This window comes from Vibrio paracholerae, assembly GCF_037672085.1.
GTDB lineage: Bacteria > Pseudomonadota > Gammaproteobacteria > Enterobacterales > Vibrionaceae > Vibrio > Vibrio cholerae.
The window spans coordinates 601,084-621,223 of record NZ_JBBHLM010000001.1 but is presented as its reverse complement, the minus strand read 5'-3'; the positions used below and the strand labels follow the sequence as shown (position 1 = coordinate 621,223).

22 protein-coding genes and 2 pseudogenes are annotated in these 20,140 nt (G+C 46.6%); 17 read left to right on the top strand and 7 right to left on the bottom strand.

Annotated elements, in window-relative coordinates; genetic code table 11:
* Nucleotides 1-218: 218 nt before the first annotated feature.
* Entirely contained in the window at nucleotides 219-599 is a 381-nt protein-coding gene (locus R4537_RS03255; protein ID WP_057558480.1) for a VOC family protein, read from the top strand.
* 92 nt (nucleotides 600-691) lie between these two features.
* Here R4537_RS03255 and R4537_RS03250 read toward each other — a convergent pair whose 3' ends face one another.
* Both R4537_RS03250 and R4537_RS03245 read right to left on the bottom strand, forming a co-directional pair.
* Nucleotides 692-2,395 carry an FAD-dependent oxidoreductase gene (locus R4537_RS03250; RefSeq protein WP_000161807.1) on the bottom strand — a complete coding sequence of 568 codons (1,704 nt, stop codon included), beginning with the start codon at nucleotides 2,393-2,395 and terminating at the stop codon, nucleotides 692-694.
* Between the two features lie 65 nt (nucleotides 2,396-2,460).
* Nucleotides 2,461-2,646: a YgaP family membrane protein gene (locus R4537_RS03245; protein ID WP_000151363.1), complete on the bottom strand. Its 186-nt coding sequence runs from the start codon at nucleotides 2,644-2,646 to the stop codon at nucleotides 2,461-2,463.
* A 154-nt stretch (nucleotides 2,647-2,800) separates the two neighbouring features.
* On the opposite strand from R4537_RS03245, the gene R4537_RS03240 reads away from it, so the two are divergent.
* From R4537_RS03240 to R4537_RS03220, 5 genes are all read left to right on the top strand, one after another.
* Nucleotides 2,801-3,118, top strand: coding sequence for an ArsR/SmtB family transcription factor (locus tag R4537_RS03240; protein WP_001114934.1), 318 nt, complete (start codon nucleotides 2,801-2,803; stop codon nucleotides 3,116-3,118).
* 16 nt (nucleotides 3,119-3,134) lie between these two features.
* Nucleotides 3,135-3,554, top strand: coding sequence for a YeeE/YedE family protein (locus tag R4537_RS03235; protein WP_071178745.1), 420 nt, complete (start codon nucleotides 3,135-3,137; stop codon nucleotides 3,552-3,554).
* 10 nt (nucleotides 3,555-3,564) lie between these two features.
* The gene (locus tag R4537_RS03230; protein WP_032472689.1) at nucleotides 3,565-4,023 is read left to right on the top strand and encodes a YeeE/YedE family protein; all 459 of its coding nucleotides are present in this window, start codon (nucleotides 3,565-3,567) and stop codon (nucleotides 4,021-4,023) included.
* A gap of 109 nt (nucleotides 4,024-4,132) precedes the next feature.
* On the top strand, nucleotides 4,133-5,137 hold the full coding sequence (locus R4537_RS03225; protein WP_071178744.1) for an efflux RND transporter periplasmic adaptor subunit: 1,005 nt from the start codon (nucleotides 4,133-4,135) through the stop codon (nucleotides 5,135-5,137).
* A 1-nt stretch (nucleotide 5,138) separates the two neighbouring features.
* Nucleotides 5,139-8,297, top strand: a complete 3,159-nt coding sequence (locus R4537_RS03220; protein ID WP_071178743.1) for an efflux RND transporter permease subunit — start codon at nucleotides 5,139-5,141, stop codon at nucleotides 8,295-8,297.
* A gap of 76 nt (nucleotides 8,298-8,373) precedes the next feature.
* Here the strand turns inward: R4537_RS03220 and R4537_RS03215 are convergent, their stop codons facing one another.
* On the bottom strand, nucleotides 8,374-9,129 hold the full coding sequence (locus R4537_RS03215; RefSeq protein WP_071178742.1) for a tRNA (adenine(22)-N(1))-methyltransferase: 756 nt from the start codon (nucleotides 9,127-9,129) through the stop codon (nucleotides 8,374-8,376).
* A gap of 191 nt (nucleotides 9,130-9,320) precedes the next feature.
* Here R4537_RS03215 and R4537_RS03210 point away from each other — a divergent pair, with 191 nt between their 5' ends.
* From R4537_RS03210 to R4537_RS03200, 3 genes are all read left to right on the top strand, one after another.
* The gene (locus tag R4537_RS03210) at nucleotides 9,321-9,671 is read left to right on the top strand and encodes a GlpM family protein (protein ID WP_055049905.1); all 351 of its coding nucleotides are present in this window, start codon (nucleotides 9,321-9,323) and stop codon (nucleotides 9,669-9,671) included.
* Between the two features lie 39 nt (nucleotides 9,672-9,710).
* Nucleotides 9,711-10,178 (top strand): NUDIX hydrolase, encoded by a 468-nt coding sequence (locus R4537_RS03205; RefSeq protein ID WP_071178741.1) that lies wholly within the window; start codon nucleotides 9,711-9,713, stop codon nucleotides 10,176-10,178.
* A 68-nt stretch (nucleotides 10,179-10,246) separates the two neighbouring features.
* Nucleotides 10,247-11,287: an AbrB family transcriptional regulator gene (locus tag R4537_RS03200; RefSeq protein ID WP_071178740.1), complete on the top strand. Its 1,041-nt coding sequence runs from the start codon at nucleotides 10,247-10,249 to the stop codon at nucleotides 11,285-11,287.
* Between the two features lie 165 nt (nucleotides 11,288-11,452).
* Here R4537_RS03200 and R4537_RS03195 read toward each other — a convergent pair whose 3' ends face one another.
* Nucleotides 11,453-13,078 (bottom strand): AAA family ATPase, encoded by a 1,626-nt coding sequence (locus R4537_RS03195; protein WP_235859104.1) that lies wholly within the window; start codon nucleotides 13,076-13,078, stop codon nucleotides 11,453-11,455.
* Between the two features lie 104 nt (nucleotides 13,079-13,182).
* Between R4537_RS03195 and R4537_RS03190 the strand changes: the two are divergent.
* From R4537_RS03190 to R4537_RS03170, 5 genes and pseudogenes are all read left to right on the top strand, one after another.
* Nucleotides 13,183-13,416 (top strand): annotated as a pseudogene (locus R4537_RS03190) (GNAT family N-acetyltransferase); the annotation flags it as partial.
* Nucleotides 13,417-13,657: 241 nt separating this feature from the next.
* On the top strand, nucleotides 13,658-13,876 hold the full coding sequence (locus R4537_RS03185) for a DUF6500 family protein (RefSeq protein WP_017049924.1): 219 nt from the start codon (nucleotides 13,658-13,660) through the stop codon (nucleotides 13,874-13,876).
* 285 nt (nucleotides 13,877-14,161) lie between these two features.
* A pseudogene (locus R4537_RS18695) lies at nucleotides 14,162-14,395 on the top strand (DUF3709 domain-containing protein).
* A 278-nt stretch (nucleotides 14,396-14,673) separates the two neighbouring features.
* Nucleotides 14,674-15,183 carry a GNAT family N-acetyltransferase gene (locus tag R4537_RS03175; protein WP_000405988.1) on the top strand — a complete coding sequence of 170 codons (510 nt, stop codon included), beginning with the start codon at nucleotides 14,674-14,676 and terminating at the stop codon, nucleotides 15,181-15,183.
* Between the two features lie 164 nt (nucleotides 15,184-15,347).
* Nucleotides 15,348-15,794 carry a hypothetical protein gene (locus tag R4537_RS03170; protein WP_055035811.1) on the top strand — a complete coding sequence of 149 codons (447 nt, stop codon included), beginning with the start codon at nucleotides 15,348-15,350 and terminating at the stop codon, nucleotides 15,792-15,794.
* Nucleotides 15,795-15,990: 196 nt separating this feature from the next.
* Here R4537_RS03170 and tnpC read toward each other — a convergent pair whose 3' ends face one another.
* From tnpC to tnpA, 3 genes are read right to left on the bottom strand one after another with little or no spacing between them, the layout of a single operon-like run.
* Nucleotides 15,991-17,520, bottom strand: coding sequence for an IS66 family transposase (gene tnpC, locus R4537_RS03165; protein ID WP_338952443.1), 1,530 nt, complete (start codon nucleotides 17,518-17,520; stop codon nucleotides 15,991-15,993).
* A 59-nt stretch (nucleotides 17,521-17,579) separates the two neighbouring features.
* Nucleotides 17,580-17,933: an IS66 family insertion sequence element accessory protein TnpB gene (tnpB, locus tag R4537_RS03160; RefSeq protein ID WP_071178690.1), complete on the bottom strand. Its 354-nt coding sequence runs from the start codon at nucleotides 17,931-17,933 to the stop codon at nucleotides 17,580-17,582.
* On the bottom strand, nucleotides 17,930-18,250 hold the full coding sequence (tnpA, locus tag R4537_RS03155) for an IS66 family insertion sequence element accessory protein TnpA (protein WP_338952440.1): 321 nt from the start codon (nucleotides 18,248-18,250) through the stop codon (nucleotides 17,930-17,932). Before tnpA ends, tnpB begins: the two co-directional genes overlap by 4 nt.
* On the opposite strand from tnpA, the gene R4537_RS03150 reads away from it, so the two are divergent.
* From R4537_RS03150 to R4537_RS03140, 3 genes are all read left to right on the top strand, one after another.
* Entirely contained in the window at nucleotides 18,230-19,096 is an 867-nt protein-coding gene (locus tag R4537_RS03150; protein ID WP_338952437.1) for a hypothetical protein, read from the top strand. The two genes, tnpA and R4537_RS03150, sit on opposite strands and share 21 nt — an antisense overlap.
* 184 nt (nucleotides 19,097-19,280) lie before the next feature.
* The gene (locus R4537_RS03145; protein ID WP_000048762.1) at nucleotides 19,281-19,565 is read left to right on the top strand and encodes a putative quinol monooxygenase; all 285 of its coding nucleotides are present in this window, start codon (nucleotides 19,281-19,283) and stop codon (nucleotides 19,563-19,565) included.
* Between the two features lie 281 nt (nucleotides 19,566-19,846).
* A complete protein-coding gene (locus R4537_RS03140) occupies nucleotides 19,847-20,125 on the top strand; it encodes a GNAT family N-acetyltransferase (protein WP_080483420.1) in 279 nt (92 codons plus the stop codon).
* Nucleotides 20,126-20,140 lie beyond the last annotated feature (15 nt).

Below are 20,140 nucleotides of genomic sequence, written 5' to 3'. Positions count from 1 at the left end.
ACTTATCCCAAAATGTCAATACAACAACGATAAATTGCTGTTGGGAGCACGTTTGACGCTGATTTTTCCACCGTTCTCTTATGTTGTGTTGATAATCTCGTAACAAGCATAAGACAGCAAAATCCGCAGAGTTTGACTATGGTGATTGAGAATAGATTCGGTCCCGTGGATTCTCTGTTTTTCTACAGGATTGTGACACTCCAAATAAAGGTGACATCATGCTCAATAATCCGGTAGGTTGGTTTGAAATTTATGTAAATGATTTGGAACGTGCAAAAACGTTTTATGAGACGGTTTTGAAGGTTTCTTTGGAAGAAATGCCTAATCCCACGTCGATGCCGATTAAAATGCTCGCTTTTCCTTCCAATATGGAAAAGTACGGGGCATCCGGCGCGTTGGTCAAAATGGAAGGCATTTGCGCTGGTGGTGGCGGTACACTGATTTATTTTTCGAGCGACGACTGTGCCGTGGAACAAGAGCGAATTGTTGCAGCAGGTGGTCAAATCCATACACCAAAAATGTCGATCGGCGAGTATGGCTTCATTACTTTAGCGGTCGATACCGAAGGTAATCTGTTTGGTTTGCATTCGATGCAGTAAATGCAGCCAACGGCATAGTTCAATTGAAAAGAGATGGCATATGCCATCTCTTTTGACTTTCTGTGTTCCGATTCTGTCTGGGAACCTTAACTTTAAGCCTTAGCAAACTTATAAGTACGGTAACCACCAATCAGGTTGCGTGCTTTAAAGCCGTTATTGACCAGTTGACGGTACGCTACGTTACCGCGTAACCCAACTTGGCAATAAATCACAATCTCTTTGTCTTTTGGCAGCTCGTTCATGCGCTGGCGCAACTGGTCAACAGGAATATTGATTGCGCCGGGCAAATAACCCATGTTTTGTAACTCCATCGGGTTACGCACATCGAGCAGCACTTGCTCATCGGTGAGGTTATCAATCTCATCAAAATGGATCGCTTTCGCATCACCTTTCATCAGGTTGGTGGCGACAAAGGCGGCTTGGTTAATCACATCTTTCGCGCTACCAAACGGTGGAGCGTAGGTCAGTTCAAGGTGCTGTAACTGCTCAACCGTCATACCTGCACGCTGCGCAACAGCCATCACGTCGATGCGTTTATCGATGCCATCTTTACCTACGGCTTGTGCGCCGAAGATTTTGCCTGTCTGGGGATCAAACAACATCTTGAACGACACCACTTCCGCACCCGGGTAGTAGCTCGCATGGCTTGCGGTGTGCACATACACTTTTTCATAAGCAATGCCTTCACGCTTAAGTTGCTTTTCATTTTTACCGGTCGAAGCGACCGCTAAATCAAAAATCTTACAAATCGCAGTACCTTGTGTGCCTTGGTAGCTTTCGTTGCGGCCAAGCATGTTATCTGCGGCCATACGACCTTGGCGGTTGGCAGGTCCTGCCAGTGGCACCAGCGTTTGTTTGCCTGTGACAAAGTCTTTCTCTTCAACCGCATCACCGACCGCGTAAATCGCCGGATCGCTGGTTTGCATCTGCTCGTTAACCCAAATACCACCGAGTTCTCCGAGCTGCAAACCGGCTTCCGCAGCCAGTTTGGTTTCTGGGCGTACACCAATCGCCATGATCAGAATGTCGGTAGTTAGCGTGTCACCATTGCTGAGCACCAAATCCAATTCGCCTTCCACGTGTTTATGCTCAAGGGATTCCCCCGATTCCGTGCTAGGTAAGGTGGCGGCGGGTCTGTATTCGACCGATTTCAAAGCTGCACCTAATCGTAAATCGATGCCTTTGGCACGGATTTCAGCGTGAGCAAAGCCCGCCATTTCGCGATCGACCGGTGTCATCACTTGATCGGCCATTTCAATCAGCGTGGTTTTGATCCCAAGGTGATGGAAGGCTTCCATCATTTCTAAACCGATAAAACCCCCGCCAACCACGGTAGCATGTTCAGGCTTATTCATTTGCAGCGTCTGGATGATCTTATCCATGTCCGGAATATTGCGCAGTGAATGGGTCAGTGGGTTTTGAATCCCCGGAATCGGCGGGATGACTGGACCTGCACCGGGAGAGAGCAGCAGAAAATCATAGTTTTCATCATACTCAGATTGATCGAGCAGATTACGCACAGTGATGGTCTTTGCCGCACGATTAATGCGCAACACTTCATTCATGGTACGCACATCCACGTTAAAACGCGCTAAAAAGCTTTCCGGTGTTTGCAGCAGCAAATTGCTGCGCTCTTTGATGTCACCACCGATGTGATATGGCAAGCCGCAGTTGGCAAAGGAAACGTAGGGGCCACGCTCGAACATGATGATTTCAGCGTCTTCGCTGAGTCGACGCGCACGAGCCGCCGCCGAGGCTCCACCTGCAACACCACCAATAATCACTATTTTCGTCATGAGTTACTCCAAGTCAGTTGCTAAAACCCTACACCGTTTCAGGATGGAAAGGGGTAGGGCTGTCATTAACGTAATCCTAGTTTCTTGAGAAAGAATGCGGCAGGACAAAAGCCCGTGAATGCGCTTTGGATCAGGTTTACACCCACAAATACTGTTAACCACAGAAAGTTGGGGTGGACAAACCAAGTGAGAATGACTGAGAGCAGAACCATGCTGCCAGCTAATACTCTTACACCGTTTTCAATCGTCATGTTGCTAACCTCCGTTGTTGTTTGTTCAGAACTATACGCCTGAGAATTAGCTTTGTCTAATGTAAATTTAACTAAATTCAAAATGACTAAATAAGAATTGACTAATATAATTATTTTTGTATTATCTCGTTAAATTTTAGTTAGAGGATTCGCCATGCCAGAACCCACCACCATCAAGATTGAAATGGATGAAATGAAGAAAAATGCCGAAGAAGTGGCTGAATTACTGCGTGTGATGGCTCATCCAGAACGATTAATGGTGCTGTGCCAATTGACGCAGAGTGAGATGGGCGTCGGGCAGCTTCAACAAGGTTCGACGTTGAGTCAATCGGCCTTTTCACAACACCTTACTGTGCTGCGAAAGCACGGCATTATCCAAGCGCGCAAAGAATCGCAACAGGTGTTTTATCGCTTGGCGGACAGTCGGATCACGGCGTTGATTCAAAGTTTACAGAATGTGTTTTGTCGATAAATAAGTAGAGGAAAGTATGACGTTTTCTATTCCTTGGGATTCGTTAATTGGAGGGATGATTCTAGGGATTTCAGCGACATTGATGTTGCTTATGAACGGAAAAATCGCCGGCATCAGTGGTATTTTGACGGGCTTGTTAACGCCTAAATCGCGGGATTTTGCATGGCGACTGCTGTTTGTGGTCGGCATGATTTGCGGTGGTGTGATCGGCGTAAAGCTCTTAGGCCATGATGTGCCGACCGATTTTGGTGTGAGCGGTATTGTGCTTGCGACGGCAGGTTTATTGGTGGGCGTGGGGACACGACTGGCCAATGGCTGCACCAGTGGACACGGGATCTGCGGCATTGGTCGCTTCTCTAAGCGATCCATCGTGGCGACTTGTGTGTTTATGGTGGTTGCTGCTATCACTGTTTTCGTTCGTCTTCATCTGATGTAAGTGAGTGGTTATGAATAAGCTGTTGTTTCGAGCAACTTCGCTCGTCGCTGGCCTGTTATTTGGCTTAGGAATGGTGGTATCTGGCATGGCGGATCCCGCTAAAGTGATCGGCTTTTTGGATGTGGCAGGCACTTGGGACCCCAGTTTGATGTTTGTGATGGGCGGCGCGTTAGCGGTATTCATGCCTGCTTATTTCTTCCTCATCAAACCCAAAGCCAAGCCTGTTAACGCAGAAGTGTTTTGTTTGGCCAACAACACCAAGATTGATCGTCGCTTGATCTCAGGCTCAGTGATCTTCGGTTTAGGGTGGGGTTTGGTCGGCATCTGTCCGGGGCCCGTTGTCTCAAGTCTTGCGTTAGGCAATCTCGGTGCATGGGTATTTTTCCCTGCGATGATGGTTGGCTTAGGTGCAACTAATTTATTGATCTGTATTAGAAATCGTAAAGAAAGCCAAACACAAACCGCCTAATGCAACTAGGCTATTAGGCAGTATCTAGGCAATCACTCTCTGACCCGCTTGACGCGTTCGCGATACCGTGTGGCAACAAGCGGGAAAGTAGAATCTGCGAGGGAAGAGGATGAAAGCGTTAAGTTGGAGTATCGCACTGGTGCTTGCCAGTTCGGCCTATGCTCAAAATCAGGACAGTAACGAACGGTTTACCGTGAAAACAGTGTCGATCTCGCAGATAGTCGAATTGGACGGTGTGGTGCAGCCGGTCAATCAAGGCTCGTTAGCCGCGCAAACCTCAGGGCGAGTGGTTGGCTTATACGTCGATGTGAATGATTTCGTAAAAAAAGATCAGGTGCTTTTGGAGATCTCGGCGGTTCAGCAATCTGCCGCATTGGATGCCGCGCAAGCTCAATTGGCGAGTGCCACGGCGCAAAACCGTGAAGCACAAGCCCAGCTCAATCGTTTTCGTCAACTGTTCCCCAAAGGCGCGATTTCCAAAGATCAAATGGACAGCGCCGAAGCGCGGGCACGCAGTGCCGATGCCGCAGTGAAATCGGCACAAGCGGCGGTAGAACAAGCCAAAGAATCGCTAGGTTACACCAACATCACCGCACCTTATGATGGCATTGTTACTCAGCGCATGGTGGAACTGGGTGAAACTGTTGCACCGGGTACGCCACTGCTCCGCGGTTTTTCGCTCGATGAATTACGGGTTGAAACAGAAATTCCGCAGCGTTATCAGCCTTATGTGGCAGATGTCTCTCAATTTACCGTGCGCCCTGCGCAAGGTGAGCAGCTGAAACCCGTCGAATTGAGCTTGTTTAGCTACGCCGATCCGCAATCGCACACCTTTAAAACTCGCCTTGAACTGCCGCAAAACAGCGCTGCTCTGGTGCCGGGTATGTGGGTAAAAACTGAATTTAACTATGGTCAGCGTGAAGTCTTAGTGGTGCCGAGCAGCGCCGTGTTACGTCGTGCCGAATTGAGCGCGGTGTACCGAGTCAATAACGGCCAACGTGCACTGAATCCGGTACGTTTGGGGCAAGTCTATGGTGACTACGTTGAAGTGCTCTCTGGGCTTGAACTAGGTGATGTGGTCGCTACACAGGCCGTCACAGCAAAAGGTGAATGATATGGAAAGTCGACTCGGTATTTCGGGTCGCATCGCTGCGGCCTTTCAAAATTCAGCCATGACACCACTGCTTGCCTTAGTCGGTTTGCTGATGGGGTTATTTGCAGTCATGGTGACGCCGAAAGAAGAAGAGCCGCAGATTGATGTGACGTTTGCGGATGTCTATATTCCGTTTCCCGGCGCTTCTCCTCGTGAAGTGGAAAGTTTGGTGACAACGCCAGCAGAGCAAGTGATCTCTGAGATTGAAGGGATTGATAAAATCTACTCATTCTCTCAACCGGATGGCGCGATGATCGTTGCCATTTTCAAAGTGGGTGTGTCACGTAATGATGCGGTGGTGCGCATCTACAACAAACTCTATTCCAATAAAGATTGGATGCCGCAAGGCGTTGGCGTGGGTGAGCCCATTATCAAACCGAAAGGAATTGAAGATGTACCGATTGTCACCATCACCTTGGCGGATAAGAGTGATCGCTTCGATCAGCAGCAACTGACGCAAGTGGCGCACGGTTTAGAAACCGAGCTCAAGCGCATTCCCGGTACACGCGATATTTATACCATCGGTGGACAGAACACCATTGTCGATGTGCGTCTTGACCCCGCCAAAATGAACGGCTTTGGCATCACCTTAGATCAACTCAATCAAAGTCTGCCGGCGGCGAATCAAAGCTCACCGATGCTGCGTTTAACCCATGATAACCAAGAGTTTCCGGTGCAAGTTGGCCAGTTTTTAACTCGGGTGGAAGAGGTCAAGCAACTGGTGGTTGGGTTACATAACGGCAAGCCCGTTTATCTGGAAGATATTGCGAGCGTATCCTTTGGGGTTAACACGCCTACTCAAAATGTGTGGACAGGCGATCGTGACGGTATTCATCCAGCGGTCACCATTGCAATTGCTAAAAAAGGTGGGGAAAACGCAGTCGATGTCGCTAGAGCGGTGGAAGCGCGTTTAGTCAGCCTTGAAAATCAGCTGATCCCACAAGGAATTGATGTCGATATTACTCGCGATTACGGGCAAACCGCCGCCGATAAAAGCAACACCTTGATGGGGAAACTCGCTTTCGCCACGACCGCGGTGGTGATTTTGGTGCTGCTGACCATGGGCTGGCGTGAAGCGCTGGTGGTCGGTATGGCTATCATTGTCACCCTGATGATTACCCTATTCGCCTCTTGGGCATGGGGTTTTACCCTCAATCGTGTGTCGCTGTTCGCGCTGATTTTCTCCATCGGTATCTTGGTCGATGATGCGATTGTGGTGGTGGAGAACATTCACCGGCATATGGCGATGGGCAAACGCAAGTTATCGGAACTCATTCCCCCTGCGGTGGATGAAGTCGGTGGGCCAACCATTCTTGCTACCCTAACTGTTATTGCGGCTTTGCTGCCGATGGCGTTTGTGTCGGGTTTGATGGGGCCGTACATGAGCCCAATTCCAATCAACGCCTCAATGGGCATGCTGATTTCTTTGGCCGTGGCCTTTGTGCTTTCCCCTTGGCTGGCGGGTAAATTCCTTAAAGCGGAGCATCATCAAGAAGAAGGCAAAGCGGCGAATGGCATTTTCCACAAAATCATGTCGCCGTTTGTCACTGCGCCAAAGCAGGGGCGTAACCGGCTGTTTTTGCTGCTGACCATTTTGGCGCTGATTGCAGGCTCCGTACTGCTGCCAGTGTTCCAAGCCGTGGTGTTGAAAATGCTGCCGTTTGATAACAAGTCGGAATTTCAGATTGTGCTGGATATGCCCGAAGGCAGTTCGCTAGAAAAAACGCAGCGGGTCTTGTTTGAGATGGGCGCGGCACTGAATGACGTTCCTGAAGTGCGGGATTACCAAATCTATGCCGGAACGGCCGCACCGATTAACTTCAACGGCTTAGTGCGCCACTACTTTATGCGTAACCAAGCGCACCAAGGCGATATTCAAGTCAACTTACTCGGGCGTAAAGAGCGCGACAGAGATAGCCACACCATCGCCAGCCAACTTCGCCCACAACTGAACGAAATAGCGCAGCGCTTTGGCGGCAAAGTGAAAGTGGTGGAAGTGCCGCCGGGGCCACCAGTTTGGTCGCCGATTCTGGCGGAAGTGTATGGCCCAACTCAAGAAATTCGTAACGAAGCCGCACGCCAAGTGCGTGAAATTTTCCGTGAAACAAAAGATATTGTTGATGTGGATATGTACTTGCCGGAAAGGCATGAGAAATGGCAGGTGGTGATTGATCGCAGCAAGGCTGCGCATCTGCAAGTGCCTTATGCCTCAATTGTCGATGCGCTGGCGACCGCGGTGGGCGGCAAACCCATCACTTATTTGCACAGTGAACACAGCAAGTACCCGATTCCGATCCAGATTCAAGCTACCGAAACCGCCAAGGTGCGTTTAGAGCAGGTGCTGAATATGAAAGTCGGTAGCCCAAACGGTCACGCTTATCCGCTTTCCGATCTGGTTGAGGTGCGCCAAACCCGCATGGATGATTACATCGTCCACAAAAACTTGGTGCCTATGGTGATGGTGGTCGGCGATATGTCAGGCGAGCTGGATAGCCCACTGTACGGCATGTTTGAGATTGGTTTTGCGCTGGATGAGCAAATGGGATTGGCGCAGTACTACATCCATCAACCCGATGGCCTAAGCGGTGTTGCGGTGGCGTGGGATGGTGAATGGACGGTGACTTACGAAACCTTCCGCGATATGGGTATTGCTTACGCCGTGGGTATGGTGCTGATTTATCTGTTGGTGGTTGCGCAGTTTAAATCTTATCTGGTGCCGCTGATTATTATGGCTCCAATCCCACTGACCATCATTGGCGTCATGCCCGGCCATGCGTTGTTGGGCGCGCAATTTACCGCCACCTCCATGATTGGGATGATCGCGCTGGCGGGGATCATTGTGCGTAACTCCATCTTGTTGGTGGACTTTATTAACCAACAGGTCGAGCAGGGCATGGCCTTCTCAGAAGCCGTGATTCAGTCGGCGGCAGTGCGAGCCAAACCGATCATGCTGACCGCCTTGGCGGCCATGATTGGCGCAGTATTTATCCTCGATGATCCTATCTTTAATGGCTTGGCGATCAGCTTGATCTTCGGGATTTTTGTCTCCACTGTGCTGACCTTGTTGGTGATTCCGGTGCTCTATTACGTGGTGATGCGTAAACGCTTTGCGGCATATTAGCCAAGCTTAGTATTGAGTGGCGAAAAATAGGTATCCCCTTCCTACTTGAAGCTGCCGCGGTGTTGGCAGCATTCGCTCATTTAACTTCTACCTGTAACGCCATGTCGTTTGGGTTGAGTTCTAGAGTGGCATCCATCGATTGAAGGATATCCACGGCCTGATACGCTTGCCAACGCTGCTCTGCGCCCGCATCACCGCCTTGCGCTTTGCGCTGATAGTGCTGCTGCAACTGCTTTAAATAACGCTGCGCGATCTTTGATTGATCTGTGCCGCTGACTTGCCACAGCGATTCACCGACCAAAGAGAGAGGGTGAGAGCAAGCCCCCGAACTGGGAAGGATCTGCACATGCAGCAGCTCATAAATGCGCTGATTCTCTTCCACTAGAAGTTCGCATTTCAGCTCCGCATTCAGCGCGATTAACTGCTCGCGCAAGGTATAAGTGTGGTGAACAGGGCACAGCAGCAGATCAAACGTCATGCTTGGGTGACGCTTGGCAAGCTCGGCAATAAATTCCGTCATCAAATCTCCGCCCACACCGGCGATGATGATTAGATGCGATCCGGCGTTGGCTTCGAGTGGCAAATCGCGCACATCAAGGCAGTAAGTGCGCCAGCGCGGTGAATCGGTTGTGGCAGGAAAATAGCGGGTTAAATCGAGCGTCACCTTCTCAATCAAAGAAGGAACGATATCGACAAAATGCACTGTGCTGTTTGGGTGCTGTTTGAGCAACGCTGCGCCGAGTAAGCCGTGGTCGCAGCAGCAATCCCAAATATGGTCGTAGTCGCGCTTTACGTGTTGGACTAACTGAGTCAGCCGTTTTCCTAATTTCATGCCGTACCTACATGCGGTAACTAAAAGAAGCCGCCGCTATCGGCCGCCGAATTAAAACAGAGGCGGCCATTTTACTCAGGTTCGGAAAAATGTTGCAGAGAAAATAACAAACTGGTTAATGAGCAGTTCTTCTTAACGGGAGAGTGATTTATAGTGGTTGCCTGTAACCTGTTCTGACAAAAGGAAATGTCATGGCGGCTTTGTTTTTCAAGTGCTTGCTTGGAGCGCTTGCGGTGTTGATCATTGCCCTGTTATCCAAAACCAAAAGCTTTTTTATTTCTGGCCTTGTACCACTGTTTCCCACCTTTGCTTTAATCGCCCATTACATTGTTGGCACCGAACGCACCATGGAAGATCTGCGCACTACCGCGCTGTTTGGGCTGTATTCGCTTATCCCGTATGCGGCGTATCTTCTTGCTGTGTATTACTTTAGTTACCGCCTGAGCCTTACTGGCACTCTGGTTTGTGCCACCTTGGTTTGGCTGGTATTTGCTGCACTTTTACTGGTGGGGTGGACTCGTTTACACCCGAGCATGGTCTAAGCTCACTCGCCATCATGAAACGGATTTAAGGAGAAAGCTGTGTCTGTAGAAAAAAACGAGCCTGTAGAAAAAAACGTGTCTGTAGAGAAAACGCCAACAAGATTGCCCGTGGCCGAATGTGTCTCTTTTTTGCTGGTCAAAGAGGGTAGTTGTCTGCTCGAACGTCGCTCAGCAACCAAAGCGAGCGATCCCAATATCATCGCGATCCCCGGTGGGCATATCGAAGCGGGAGAAAACCAAGCGCAAGCGTTGCAGCGTGAAGTGCAAGAAGAGTTAGGCGTGGACGCTACGCGCAGCGTTTATCTCTGCTCGCTCTATCATCCGACAGAATTTGAGCTGCAACTGCTGCACTATTACGTGGTGGATCAATGGCAAGGTGAGATTGCCTGCCACGAAGCGGACGAAGTTTTTTGGACGCCGATTGCGCCAAGTGCGGTGGAAACCATTGCCGATAAAATCGCGATTCAAGAGTTCCAACGCCTGTATCCATGCTATCTGGCGCTTTAAATTCGCGCTCAATCATAGGCCACGCCGCGAAAGCGTCACTGAGCGATAAGGCCTAAAGGAAACACAGCATGTCCGAAAGAGCTTCTTTCACACTCTTTATTCAAATCTTGATTATCGCCGCCGTGTCTGCGGGGGCAGGGACGCTACTCTCCATCCCACTTTCTGAAATGTTTATTGCCGCGGGTTTGGTTATTGTGCTGCACAAGAAGCGTTGGCTAACCATTCATACGCCGCCGTGGCTGCTGCTGTTTGTGCAAGTCGTGCTTGGGATCAGTGTCGGCGCGACCATCAGTTTGAGTGAGCTAGGTACCACCTTAACCTTGCCGGTGATCGTGGGTTTGGTGTGCTGTTTAACGCTGCAAATCATCAGTAGCTATTTGTGGCTCACCAAAAAAGAGGGCTGGACGCCGTTTGAATCTCTACTCGGTGCCGTACCGGGTGCGATGGCCGCGATTTTGGTGATCAGCGAATCAAGCGAAAAACCTTCCGCCAAAGTGGTCTATTCCCATTCTGTGCGCCTGATGATCCTCACTTTGTTGGCACTGTTGATCTCTAACAGCGCGCCGGATAGCGCATCCGTAGACGGCAGATTGACCGTTTACGCTTGGCTTATTTTCTTGGCTCTGGCGCTGATGAGCTTGCTACTGGGTAAAGCTTCCACCTTACTCGGCATTCCTGCGCCTTATATGTTGGCTGCGTTACTCATCACCGCCAGCTTTAATGGCTTTGCCACCGGTATTGATATGCAACTGCCAAAATGGATGGTGATATTCGCCACCGCTTTACTCGGCATTTTGATCGGCTCACGCATTGCCGATACCACACTGCGCGAAGCCATGGCGTATTCCCGCGCAGGGGTGATGGTCACCATGATTGGCCTTTTGGTCGCGGTGGGTGTCTCCGGCGTCTTTTCTATTTTGATCGATAAATCATGGGTAGTGTTGCTGCTTTCTTGGGTTCCCGGCAGTGTAGAAGCCATGACCGCCGTCGCCTTGTTACTCGGCATGGAACCGGCGTTTGTGATGATTAACCACGCTCTGCGCCTGTTGTTGCTCTACTCACTGCCCGCCATGCTGAAAAAGCAGTTGGAGGAGTTGAGGGGGAGGTGATGGGATTCTTGGGTAAGAGCTAGCTAGTGGTTAGCTCAGAAGTGCCCCGAAATGAGTTTAAGCACCCCAAAAATAGCATTTCTCTGAAGCGCAATTATACTTTTTACTTGCAAGTTTAGGGGGAGGAAGGTAAGCGAATCTATTCACCTACCCCCATATCTGTTATTAGTTCTTGCGAGATTTAAAATCAGCGTGCCAGTCAATAACGGCACTAATATCAGCATCTAGCTGCTCTGGTGTAGGTGGCTCTACTGGTGACTCAGTTGGCTGGCTATGTTCATGCGCAGAGTATATCCCCATAAGGCGCTCAATAAGGTTGCAGTCCTCGATTGTTATCTTCGCTAAGTTACTAATTTTATTTTTTGTTTGGACATCTCTACGATGACGTTGAACCACATCTGCTAGAAGCTCAACTTCAACAACTCTTTCAAGTAGAATTCTGAAGTCACTGCAAATTGACTTCGCCAGAGGGGCGTAAACTTCAGAGCCGTCTGAATCCAATAGTTTTCTAGCTTGAGCTAACCTTTGATTCTTCAATTCATTTAAAGCATTAAGTGGTTTTTTCGCAAACAATGGTACAACTCCGTGCTCTCCACAGCCCCAATGTTCACGTCTTATGTGTACACATGTAGGATTCCCAAGGTCATTTAAGGCTCCTAACAAACTAATTCGATGCGTAAAAACAATAACTTGCCTATGTTCTGATAACTCAACAAGTCGTTTTGCAACACACAGCTCATATGACTGGTCTAGCGATGATATCGGGTCATCAAAAATAAACGGAGTAGTTTGAGGTTTACTATTAGTATCTGCTAAGAAAGCGGCAAGGCTTACAATTCGCTGTTCACCCTCACTTAAAATGTCATGGGACTTACTAAGGGAGAAATTTTGGTTCACACCCATCAAATGCAGTTTGTGCATCACTTTTCCTTTTGATACACGCGTTTTGGACAACTGAACATTGATTTTTTTTGCACCAAGATTATCTAGTTCATCGTTGAAACGCTTAACATAAGCATCTGTTATGACTTGCTTTGATACTTCGCCAGCTTTGCGTGTGAACTTTGAGGTACCTAACAATTTGCCCCACTCTTCATATTGCCTATACTTCTCAAGCCTTTTGACCTCTTTAATAATTGCGTCAATGTAACCTGAAGCCCATTGTTTTGCTTTGTAATCATTCAGCTCGTTGGTTAGTTTCTCTTTGTTGAAAGCAATTACGTCTTTTTGGTGGTTTTCTATTTCTTTTGCTAACACCTCTTTTTTTTCTGATAGTGCCGCAATAAGTGAAGTATCGAATATGAATCCTTGATTCGGAATCTCAGGGTGCTTAGCAAGAGCCTCAGAGACTTTTTCGATTTCACCCCATATTTTGCTTAAGACTGGGAGCCATTCTTCTTCGGCAAGGTTTGATGCTGCTATTTGAGTCTTTAAGATATCTTTCGATGGTATTGATGGTAACTTCTTAACTAGGTTGTCAAAGTGTAGCTGCGCAGCTTTAACTTCTTTCTCAAGGCTTCCTTGGATGTGTTCCTCAAAAGACTTAAAGCGTTGTTTAGCTGCATTCGAAAGTGGTTGATGACATAGTACACACTGAGCGTCATTTCCAACAAAAGGGGATGATCCATCTGGGTATGCTTCTTTCATAGAGTATTCTTTCGCAGCAACCCAAAGAGCTTTCCAAGTTTGACTTCCGATGCCATTCAGCAAGTTCTCGTCAGAGAGGGCTTTAGCACCTTGCTCCGCTATTTTTTTTGCTGATTCTAGTTTAGCTTTAGATTCATTAATCATTTCACAAACTAGAGAGCTGACTTGTTCGCTGGCCGCTAAAATTGAATTAGTGAGTTCAGTCAGTTGTTTTAGCTCCCGAGATTTCTTTTCTTTTAGTTTTGAAGGGTGAAAAGTTAGCCTGGGGCAAACATATCTATATTGATGACTTGGTTACAAATTCAGAAGTTCGTTCAAAAGGTGTCGGCAAACTGCTCATAGATTGGTTTAAAAGTTATGCAATAGAAGAAGGCTGTGGCCAAATTCATCTTGATTCCGGTGTACAGCGTTTTTTAGCGCACAAATTTTACCTTCGAGAAGGATTTATTATTGGTTGCCATCATTTTTCTTTGGTTGTGTAAAAAAAACGGCTAACAAACGCCTCAAGAGGGACTGTCAACGCGTAGCGTTTCCAGTCCCATTGAGCCGCGGTGGTTTCGGTTGTTGTGTTTGAGTTTAGTGGTCATGCGTTGCCAGCCCCTTAGGCGGGCGTTATGGCTCATTCAATTGGCTGGGGCTGTATATAAAAACAGTTTTTCTTGTGTTCATGCTTTAATCTGTATAAGTTACCCATCATTTTCTAACAAAGCAGGCAATTAACAAGTGCGTAGTTCATTGAGAAAAAAGGTAATTCAAGTTTGTTCCAAGAAGATTGAACAGAAGGGTGATAATGTAGGCGTTTCATTTTATGCATTTTTTGCTAATAAAAATGACGATCCAGATTTGTTAATGGAAGCTGCAACATGGTGGATTCAAGAACACAAATTAGATCATTTTGAAAAAGCTCATAAAATCATGGCAATGGTAAAATCTGATATTTAGTGAACTGAGCCATAACAAACGGTTTAAGAGGGACTGCCAACGCGTGGCGGTTTTTGCTTAAATCAACATTTGTGATTACGGTTGTTATTTTAGGTTCGGTGTTTTACGTTGTCAGCCCCTTAACCGGGCGTTATGCTTAATCCATAAAAATCAGCAGGTTGTAATTGTCGATTTCTTTGGCATTTCATTCATGTTTTGTCGGCAATTCAATATTGTTTTTCGTTGCCTAATGAAGCGGCAATGTATCTGGCGCTGTAAATTCTGAGTGATTGCCTCATTGGGTTTTTGAGTCTGCGCGAGGTTAGTATTGTTGGCTCAAGTCGCTTTGAACAGTCTAGTGCCTTTACTTATGGGCTTAAAGTTTGTCAGCAATTAGGCATTGTTTTTCGCTGCCTAATGAAACGGCAATCTGTCTGTCGCTGTAAATTTCAGCGTCATTGCCTCATTGAGTTGTAGTGCCAATGTGTGGTGAGTGGGTTTGTCGGAGAGGGTTTCCACATTGGCCTAGTTGCTAAATGAAAGCCTGCATTGGTCAGTTCATAGGTAAAAAATGAGCCAGTTCTAATTCAAGATAATTCGAATTTTGGTCAATGATTTCAGTGAGTTATTCTTGGTTTGGTTCAAATGTAAAGTGTTGAAGCTTAAGCATAACAAACGCCTCAAGAGGGACTGTCAACGCGTGGCGTTTCCAGTCCCAATGAGCCGCGGTGGTTGCAGTTGTTGTGTTTAAGTTTAGTGGTAATGCGTTGTCAGCCCCTTAGGCGGGCGTTATAAAGCTCGAAGAAAGAGGACATTTTGTGGAAATTCGAACAGGTGAATTTGAAGATGTTGCGGGCATTACCGACATCTTTAACTTTTATATTGAACATACCAATGCACGCTTTGAGGAATTTCCATTTACTCTGGAAAATCGTGAGGAATGGTTCTCTCAGTTCTCTAGAACCACCAAATATCAAATATATGTGGCTGTAGAAAACGGGGTGTTGCAAGGTTTTGCATGTTCCCAAAAGTACAGAGCAATACCAGCTTTTGATGACACTGTAGAGGTGAGCGTTTATCTGGCACAAGAAGCTAAAGGGAAAGGTTTAGGTTCGAAGCTTTATACTCAGCTGTTTTCATCCATTCGTGCTTATGGCGTCCATCGTATATTGTCGGGTGTTGCATTACCAAACGACGCATCAGTAGCATTACATAAACGGTTTGGTTTCCGAGAAGTCGGCATTTTCAACGAATATGCCAAGAAACATGGGCAGTACATCAGCTCGGTGTGGTTAGAAAAAGCGCTTAACGTAGAGTCCGCTTTATAACAAACGCCTCAAGAGGGACTGTCAACGCGTGGCGTTTCCAGTCCCATTGAGCCCCGGTGGTTGCAGTTGTTGTGTTTGAGTTTAGTGGTAGTGCGTTGCCAGCCCCTTAGGCGGGCGTTATGTGATTTTTAAATTTTTGTGATTGATTTTAATGGAGATGAATAATGCAACCTAAATTTTGGAAGTTATCCCAAGGTACGCGTGAGTTTGAATTTCGAGATATTATTGAATCTATCAGTTCTGGACTGGTTTATGTTCATAAAGATACTCGAGGTAAAGGTACGTCCTCTACATCTCAAGCAGAAGATTTTATTAATGCAAATACTGGTGATTACTTTTATCTCACTCATGGGAATGAAGGCATTTACCTTCTTGGCCAGTTTATTGGGCCAGCAAACCTATTTTCAAAGTATGGTGATGGTTGGTTAGAAAGAGAGTTTAAGTTCATCTTTGCTTCCAACAATCGCAGTAGTTACTCTGGTGAACACAAATGGTGGACTCCTAATGATAATTCTACGTTTACACGTGTGCCTGAACATGAAGTTGAACAATTTGAATTAGAAATTTTGATTCCTTATTTTGGCGTGAATTTAAGCGATTTTGGGCTCTAATCACATAACAAACGCCTCAAGAGGGACTGTCAACGCGCGGCGTTTCCAGTCCCAATGAGCCGCGGTGGTTACAGTTGTTGTGATTGCGTTTGGTGTTATGCGTTGCCAGCCCCTTAGGCGGGCGTTATGCGTATGTTGAAAATAGGATGACGTTTGAAAAATTGTATCCGCCCCATGATCCCACAGGGCGATATTGTTAGTGTTTGAAGTTCCAAGGCAGGAGTGCATCGATATCTGGCTCTGCTTTCGCTAGCTCTTTCATGCACTTGACCATGTAGTCGTAGAGGATGAGACCGTTGGCTTTCGCTGTCCCAACGATGCTGTAAAGCATCGCACTCGCTTCAGCTCCATTGGGATTGGTCGAGAAGAGCCAGTTCTTTCTACCAATAACCAGCGGCTTAATGGCGCGTTCAGCACGGTTATTGTCTATCGATAAGTGACCGTCATCGATATAGAGGATTAACTTTGACCATTGGCCGAGCGTGTATTTTATCGCCTTACCCAGCGGGCTAGACTCAAGCATCTGTTGAGTCGTCATCCATTCGTATAACTCATCCAGTATCGGTTTGGCATGCTGCTGGCGTTCTGCTTTTCGTTTTTCCGCAGACTCACATTTTAAGCGTGATTCTATCCCATAAAGCTTTTGGATTTTGGCAAGCGCTTTATCCGCTTTACCTGACTTACCTTTGCCTTGAAGCTTTTTCGCGTCCATGAACTTGCGCCGAGCATGCGCGAAGCAACCGACATTGGTGACTCGATGAAGCCCATCATAAGCACCATAGCCATCGGTTTGCAGATAACCATCATAGTTGCCCAAGAAGGCAACAGGACACGACCTCGCGCGACTGTTTTGGTAGTCATACAAGACGATGTGTTTCACATTAGGGAGTGCGGCATCTGGCGAGTCCGCGCCAGAGCAGTAGAGCCACATGTAGCATTGCTTGTCTTCCTTGAGCACATTGAGCGGCGTTTCATCCGCCTGAACCACCACTTGTTCAAGTAGGTGTTCTTTCAGCGCGCCGTAGAGTGGTGCGAACTTCTCACTGACTTGGATAATCCACCTTGCCATAGTGGTGCGTGATAACTCGATACCCGACTGGGTAAACAGCGATTCTTGGCGATAAAGTGGCATCGCGTATTGGTATTTGCCGAGGATGATATTGGCCAGTAAGCTTTCTGTGGCGAAGCTTTTAGGGATAATGCTTTGCGGCGCTGGCTTTTGAACGACGTGGTTTTTGTCTTCTGTTTGTTCGCATTGGCGGCAAGCATATTTAGGACGAACATATTCCAACACTTTTAGTACCGCTGGCGTGAACTCAAGTTTCTCGCTACGGTCTTCACCGATTTTATGCAGACTATGTTGGCAGCAAGTGCACTGCTTTTCATGGTCGTCTAAATCAAGTTCGATAACTTCACGAGGCAGGCTCTTTGGCAGTGGCTTGCGTTTACCACGTTTCTTGGTTGTGTTGGTCGTCGTGACCTCAACCTCTTCTTCCTTAGCGGCTTCACATTCCGCTTCGTTGAAGAGGTCACCTTGTGATTCATTGTAAGGCTTTAACGCCTCCGAGCGTTTAGCGAACTGACGGTCGAAGGCAAGTTTGAGTTGTTCAAGCAGCGACTGGCGCTCTTGTTTCAATTGGGTTTCTGACGCCAACAGCGCTTTCACCATCGCTTGTAGCTCGGCAACATCTTGGCTTTCTGGATTGATATTTGGCGTCTTTTTCATGGCATTGATTATACTAAAATTATGCCATTAATGCTTGGTGGATAAGACTTTATTATCGCTTAAGTCATTGTAAAATCATTTATTATAACGGGTTTGTGGCCGATAATCGTGAAGCCAGAAAGCAGTCTATCAAGCTCGAATTGAGTTAGGGTAAACACGTCGTTTTGCTCTTTTGATGGCCACTTGTACTTGGCTTTTTCAAGGCGCTTGTACCAAAGAGCAAAGCCTGTCTTATCCCAGTACAGCACTTTGATTTTGTCGCGCTGTTTGTTGGTGAACAGGAACAGTGCACCACTTCCTAACGGTAAGTCGGTGTCACTTTCAATCATGGCCGCGAGACCGTTGATGGACTTTCTAAAATCGACGCTTTCACGATAGAGATAGATTTCGGGAGCACTGAGCATGCGTTTCATGACAGCGCACCGATAAGTTCTGCAAGATAGGTTGTTGGCGTGCCTTGCGGAATGATCAGTTCAACATTGTTTACAAGTAGTGTCATGTTGGCAACGACAAGGTGAGTGGCTTGATACTTTGTCCTCTTTTCAACGACTTCTGCTTTAACAAAGCCAACCGTGTTCGGTTTTTCGATGTGCTTTAACTGTTGTCGCTTAGCGTAAAAAGTGGAGAGGCTCAGTCCGTTACGTTCACAGAATAATCGTTGTGATAGCTGGCTGGATTCATAGTGTTCGAACAGGGTTCGCCATTCTTGGTGAGTGCGACGTTTGGCCATTTCAAATTTCCATTGGGTCGGAGGTTTGATCTTATTATTCGGGCTAGACGATTAGAATGCGGGGTTTATGACGCGCTTACGAAAAATTTAAAGGAAGCTCTGTTTCAGAAGTTGCAAGGTGCTGCGACTAAACTTGATAATAACCTGACAAATCAAGAGACGAATACATTTCTTGATACATTGCAAAGTATCGCAATAAAAATTCATAGTTACTTCGAGTCCTTGCCTAAAGAATTACAGAAAACAACTGATCAACTTATGAACAAAGGTTGGTTTGTCGTATTTTTTGATGATTATTTTGATAGTCACCACCAGCTAGAAGAAAACTTAACCAGGCAAAAGGACGCCTACAAAGACAAATTCTTAATGGAGTACTTTAATTCTAAGGCTGAAGAAATAGAGAGGATACTACTGGAAAAGCTACCCAGAAGAGAAAGTCAGATAAAACAAGCATTTATCGCTTATCGAGAACAACTATATTACTTATCAATTCCAGCTTTACTCATCCTAGCAGAAAGCGTTTGTCGTGATTTATCTGGCAATTTAGGTTTGTACAGTAAACACAAACAAGGGTCTAACAAAGCACATAAGCCACTTACAGATGATCTATTTGACAATATGGACGATATTGATCAGCTAGAAGAAGTCTTGTTTATTCCTTTAAGGAAAAGGTCTAGCTTGACCAAAAATTGCTCTAACCCTACGGCACATCAAAAAAAACTGCTTAATCGACACTTAATCATACACGGGCAATCGGATAACTATGGCTCAGAAATCAACAGTATAAAGTCTTTAAGTCTCGTATATTATGTTTTTTACACTTTAGAGTATTTGCAAACACGTTGAAAAATACGCATAACAAACGCCTCAAAGGGACTATCAACGCGTGGTGTTTCCAGTCCCAATGAGCCGCGGTGGTTGCAGTTGTTGTGTTTGAGTTTAGTGGTAATGCGTTGCCAGCCCCTTAGGCGGGCGTTATGCGCCTAACATAAAAAATCAGCCACATTTGCAAAATTTAAAAGGATAGAAATTGAGCAAGGTAATTCTAAAAGGCTTCATTGTTGTGCCCAAAGCAGAGCTAACTGCTGTTATCAATGAGCTAGACAATCATATTCGTTTCACGAGATTAGAAGATGGTTGTCTGATTTTTGAAGTCACGCAAAACGAAGAAAACCCATATCGATTCGATGTGTATGAAGAGTTTAGAGATCAAGCTGCTTTTGATAAGCATCAGCTAAGAGTTAAATCTTCTACGTGGGGTAAAGTTTCCGCTAATGTTGAACGTAATTATGAAGTTACGGTGAGTTGCGCATAACAAACGCCTCAAAGGGACTGCCAACGCGTGGCGTTTTCAGTCCCAATGAACCGCGGTGGTTGCAGTTGTTGTGTTTGAGTTTAGTGTTATGCGTTGTCAGCCCCTTAGGCGGGCGTTAGGTTTAAGGTTTTTCATGGAAATCAAAGAGTTTAGTGCTTGTAATCTCGAATCGTTGAGAAAGCTCTACTTGGACTCTAGACGAGATAGTTTCCCATGGCTCAAGGCGGATAGTTTTCGGATAGAAGACTTCGACCGCGATATGTCAAGGTGAACGAATTTGGTTGTCTGAGGTTTTAGGGAATGTTGCCGGCTTCATTTCCATTTGGGAGCCTGACAATTTTATTCATCATCTCTATGTCGCAACCGAATATCAGGGGCAAGGTTTGGGCTCGATGCTGCTTAACTGCGCAAAAATGAAATATGGCAACTTAAGCCTTAAGTGCATGGTTCAAAATCAAAAAGCACTCAACTTTTATTTGTCGCAAGGTTTTGAAATTGTGTCGCAAGTGGATGATGAATTGGGTGGTTATTACTATATGAGCTTCGTAGCACAAACCTAACAAACGCCTCAAGCG

Excerpts from the sequence above, each read along its gene's own strand:
- R4537_RS03255 (WP_057558480.1), top strand. The coding sequence starts at position 219 with ATGCTCAATAATCCGGTAGGTTGGTTTGAAATTTATGTAAATGATTTG.
- R4537_RS03250 (WP_000161807.1), bottom strand. The coding sequence starts at position 2,395 with ATGACGAAAATAGTGATTATTGGTGGTGTTGCAGGTGGAGCCTCGGCG.
- R4537_RS03245 (WP_000151363.1), bottom strand. The coding sequence starts at position 2,646 with ATGACGATTGAAAACGGTGTAAGAGTATTAGCTGGCAGCATGGTTCTG.
- R4537_RS03240 (WP_001114934.1), top strand. The coding sequence starts at position 2,801 with ATGCCAGAACCCACCACCATCAAGATTGAAATGGATGAAATGAAGAAA.
- R4537_RS03235 (WP_071178745.1), top strand. The coding sequence starts at position 3,135 with ATGACGTTTTCTATTCCTTGGGATTCGTTAATTGGAGGGATGATTCTA.
- R4537_RS03230 (WP_032472689.1), top strand. The coding sequence starts at position 3,565 with ATGAATAAGCTGTTGTTTCGAGCAACTTCGCTCGTCGCTGGCCTGTTA.
- R4537_RS03225 (WP_071178744.1), top strand. The coding sequence starts at position 4,133 with ATGAAAGCGTTAAGTTGGAGTATCGCACTGGTGCTTGCCAGTTCGGCC.
- R4537_RS03220 (WP_071178743.1), top strand. The coding sequence starts at position 5,139 with ATGGAAAGTCGACTCGGTATTTCGGGTCGCATCGCTGCGGCCTTTCAA.
- R4537_RS03215 (WP_071178742.1), bottom strand. The coding sequence starts at position 9,129 with ATGAAATTAGGAAAACGGCTGACTCAGTTAGTCCAACACGTAAAGCGC.
- R4537_RS03210 (WP_055049905.1), top strand. The coding sequence starts at position 9,321 with ATGGCGGCTTTGTTTTTCAAGTGCTTGCTTGGAGCGCTTGCGGTGTTG.
- R4537_RS03200 (WP_071178740.1), top strand. The coding sequence starts at position 10,247 with ATGTCCGAAAGAGCTTCTTTCACACTCTTTATTCAAATCTTGATTATC.
- R4537_RS03195 (WP_235859104.1), bottom strand. The coding sequence starts at position 13,078 with ATGATTAATGAATCTAAAGCTAAACTAGAATCAGCAAAAAAAATAGCG.
- R4537_RS03170 (WP_055035811.1), top strand. The coding sequence starts at position 15,348 with ATGCAACCTAAATTTTGGAAGTTATCCCAAGGTACGCGTGAGTTTGAA.
- tnpC (WP_338952443.1), bottom strand. The coding sequence starts at position 17,520 with ATGAAAAAGACGCCAAATATCAATCCAGAAAGCCAAGATGTTGCCGAG.
- tnpB (WP_071178690.1), bottom strand. The coding sequence starts at position 17,933 with ATGAAACGCATGCTCAGTGCTCCCGAAATCTATCTCTATCGTGAAAGC.
- tnpA (WP_338952440.1), bottom strand. The coding sequence starts at position 18,250 with ATGGCCAAACGTCGCACTCACCAAGAATGGCGAACCCTGTTCGAACAC.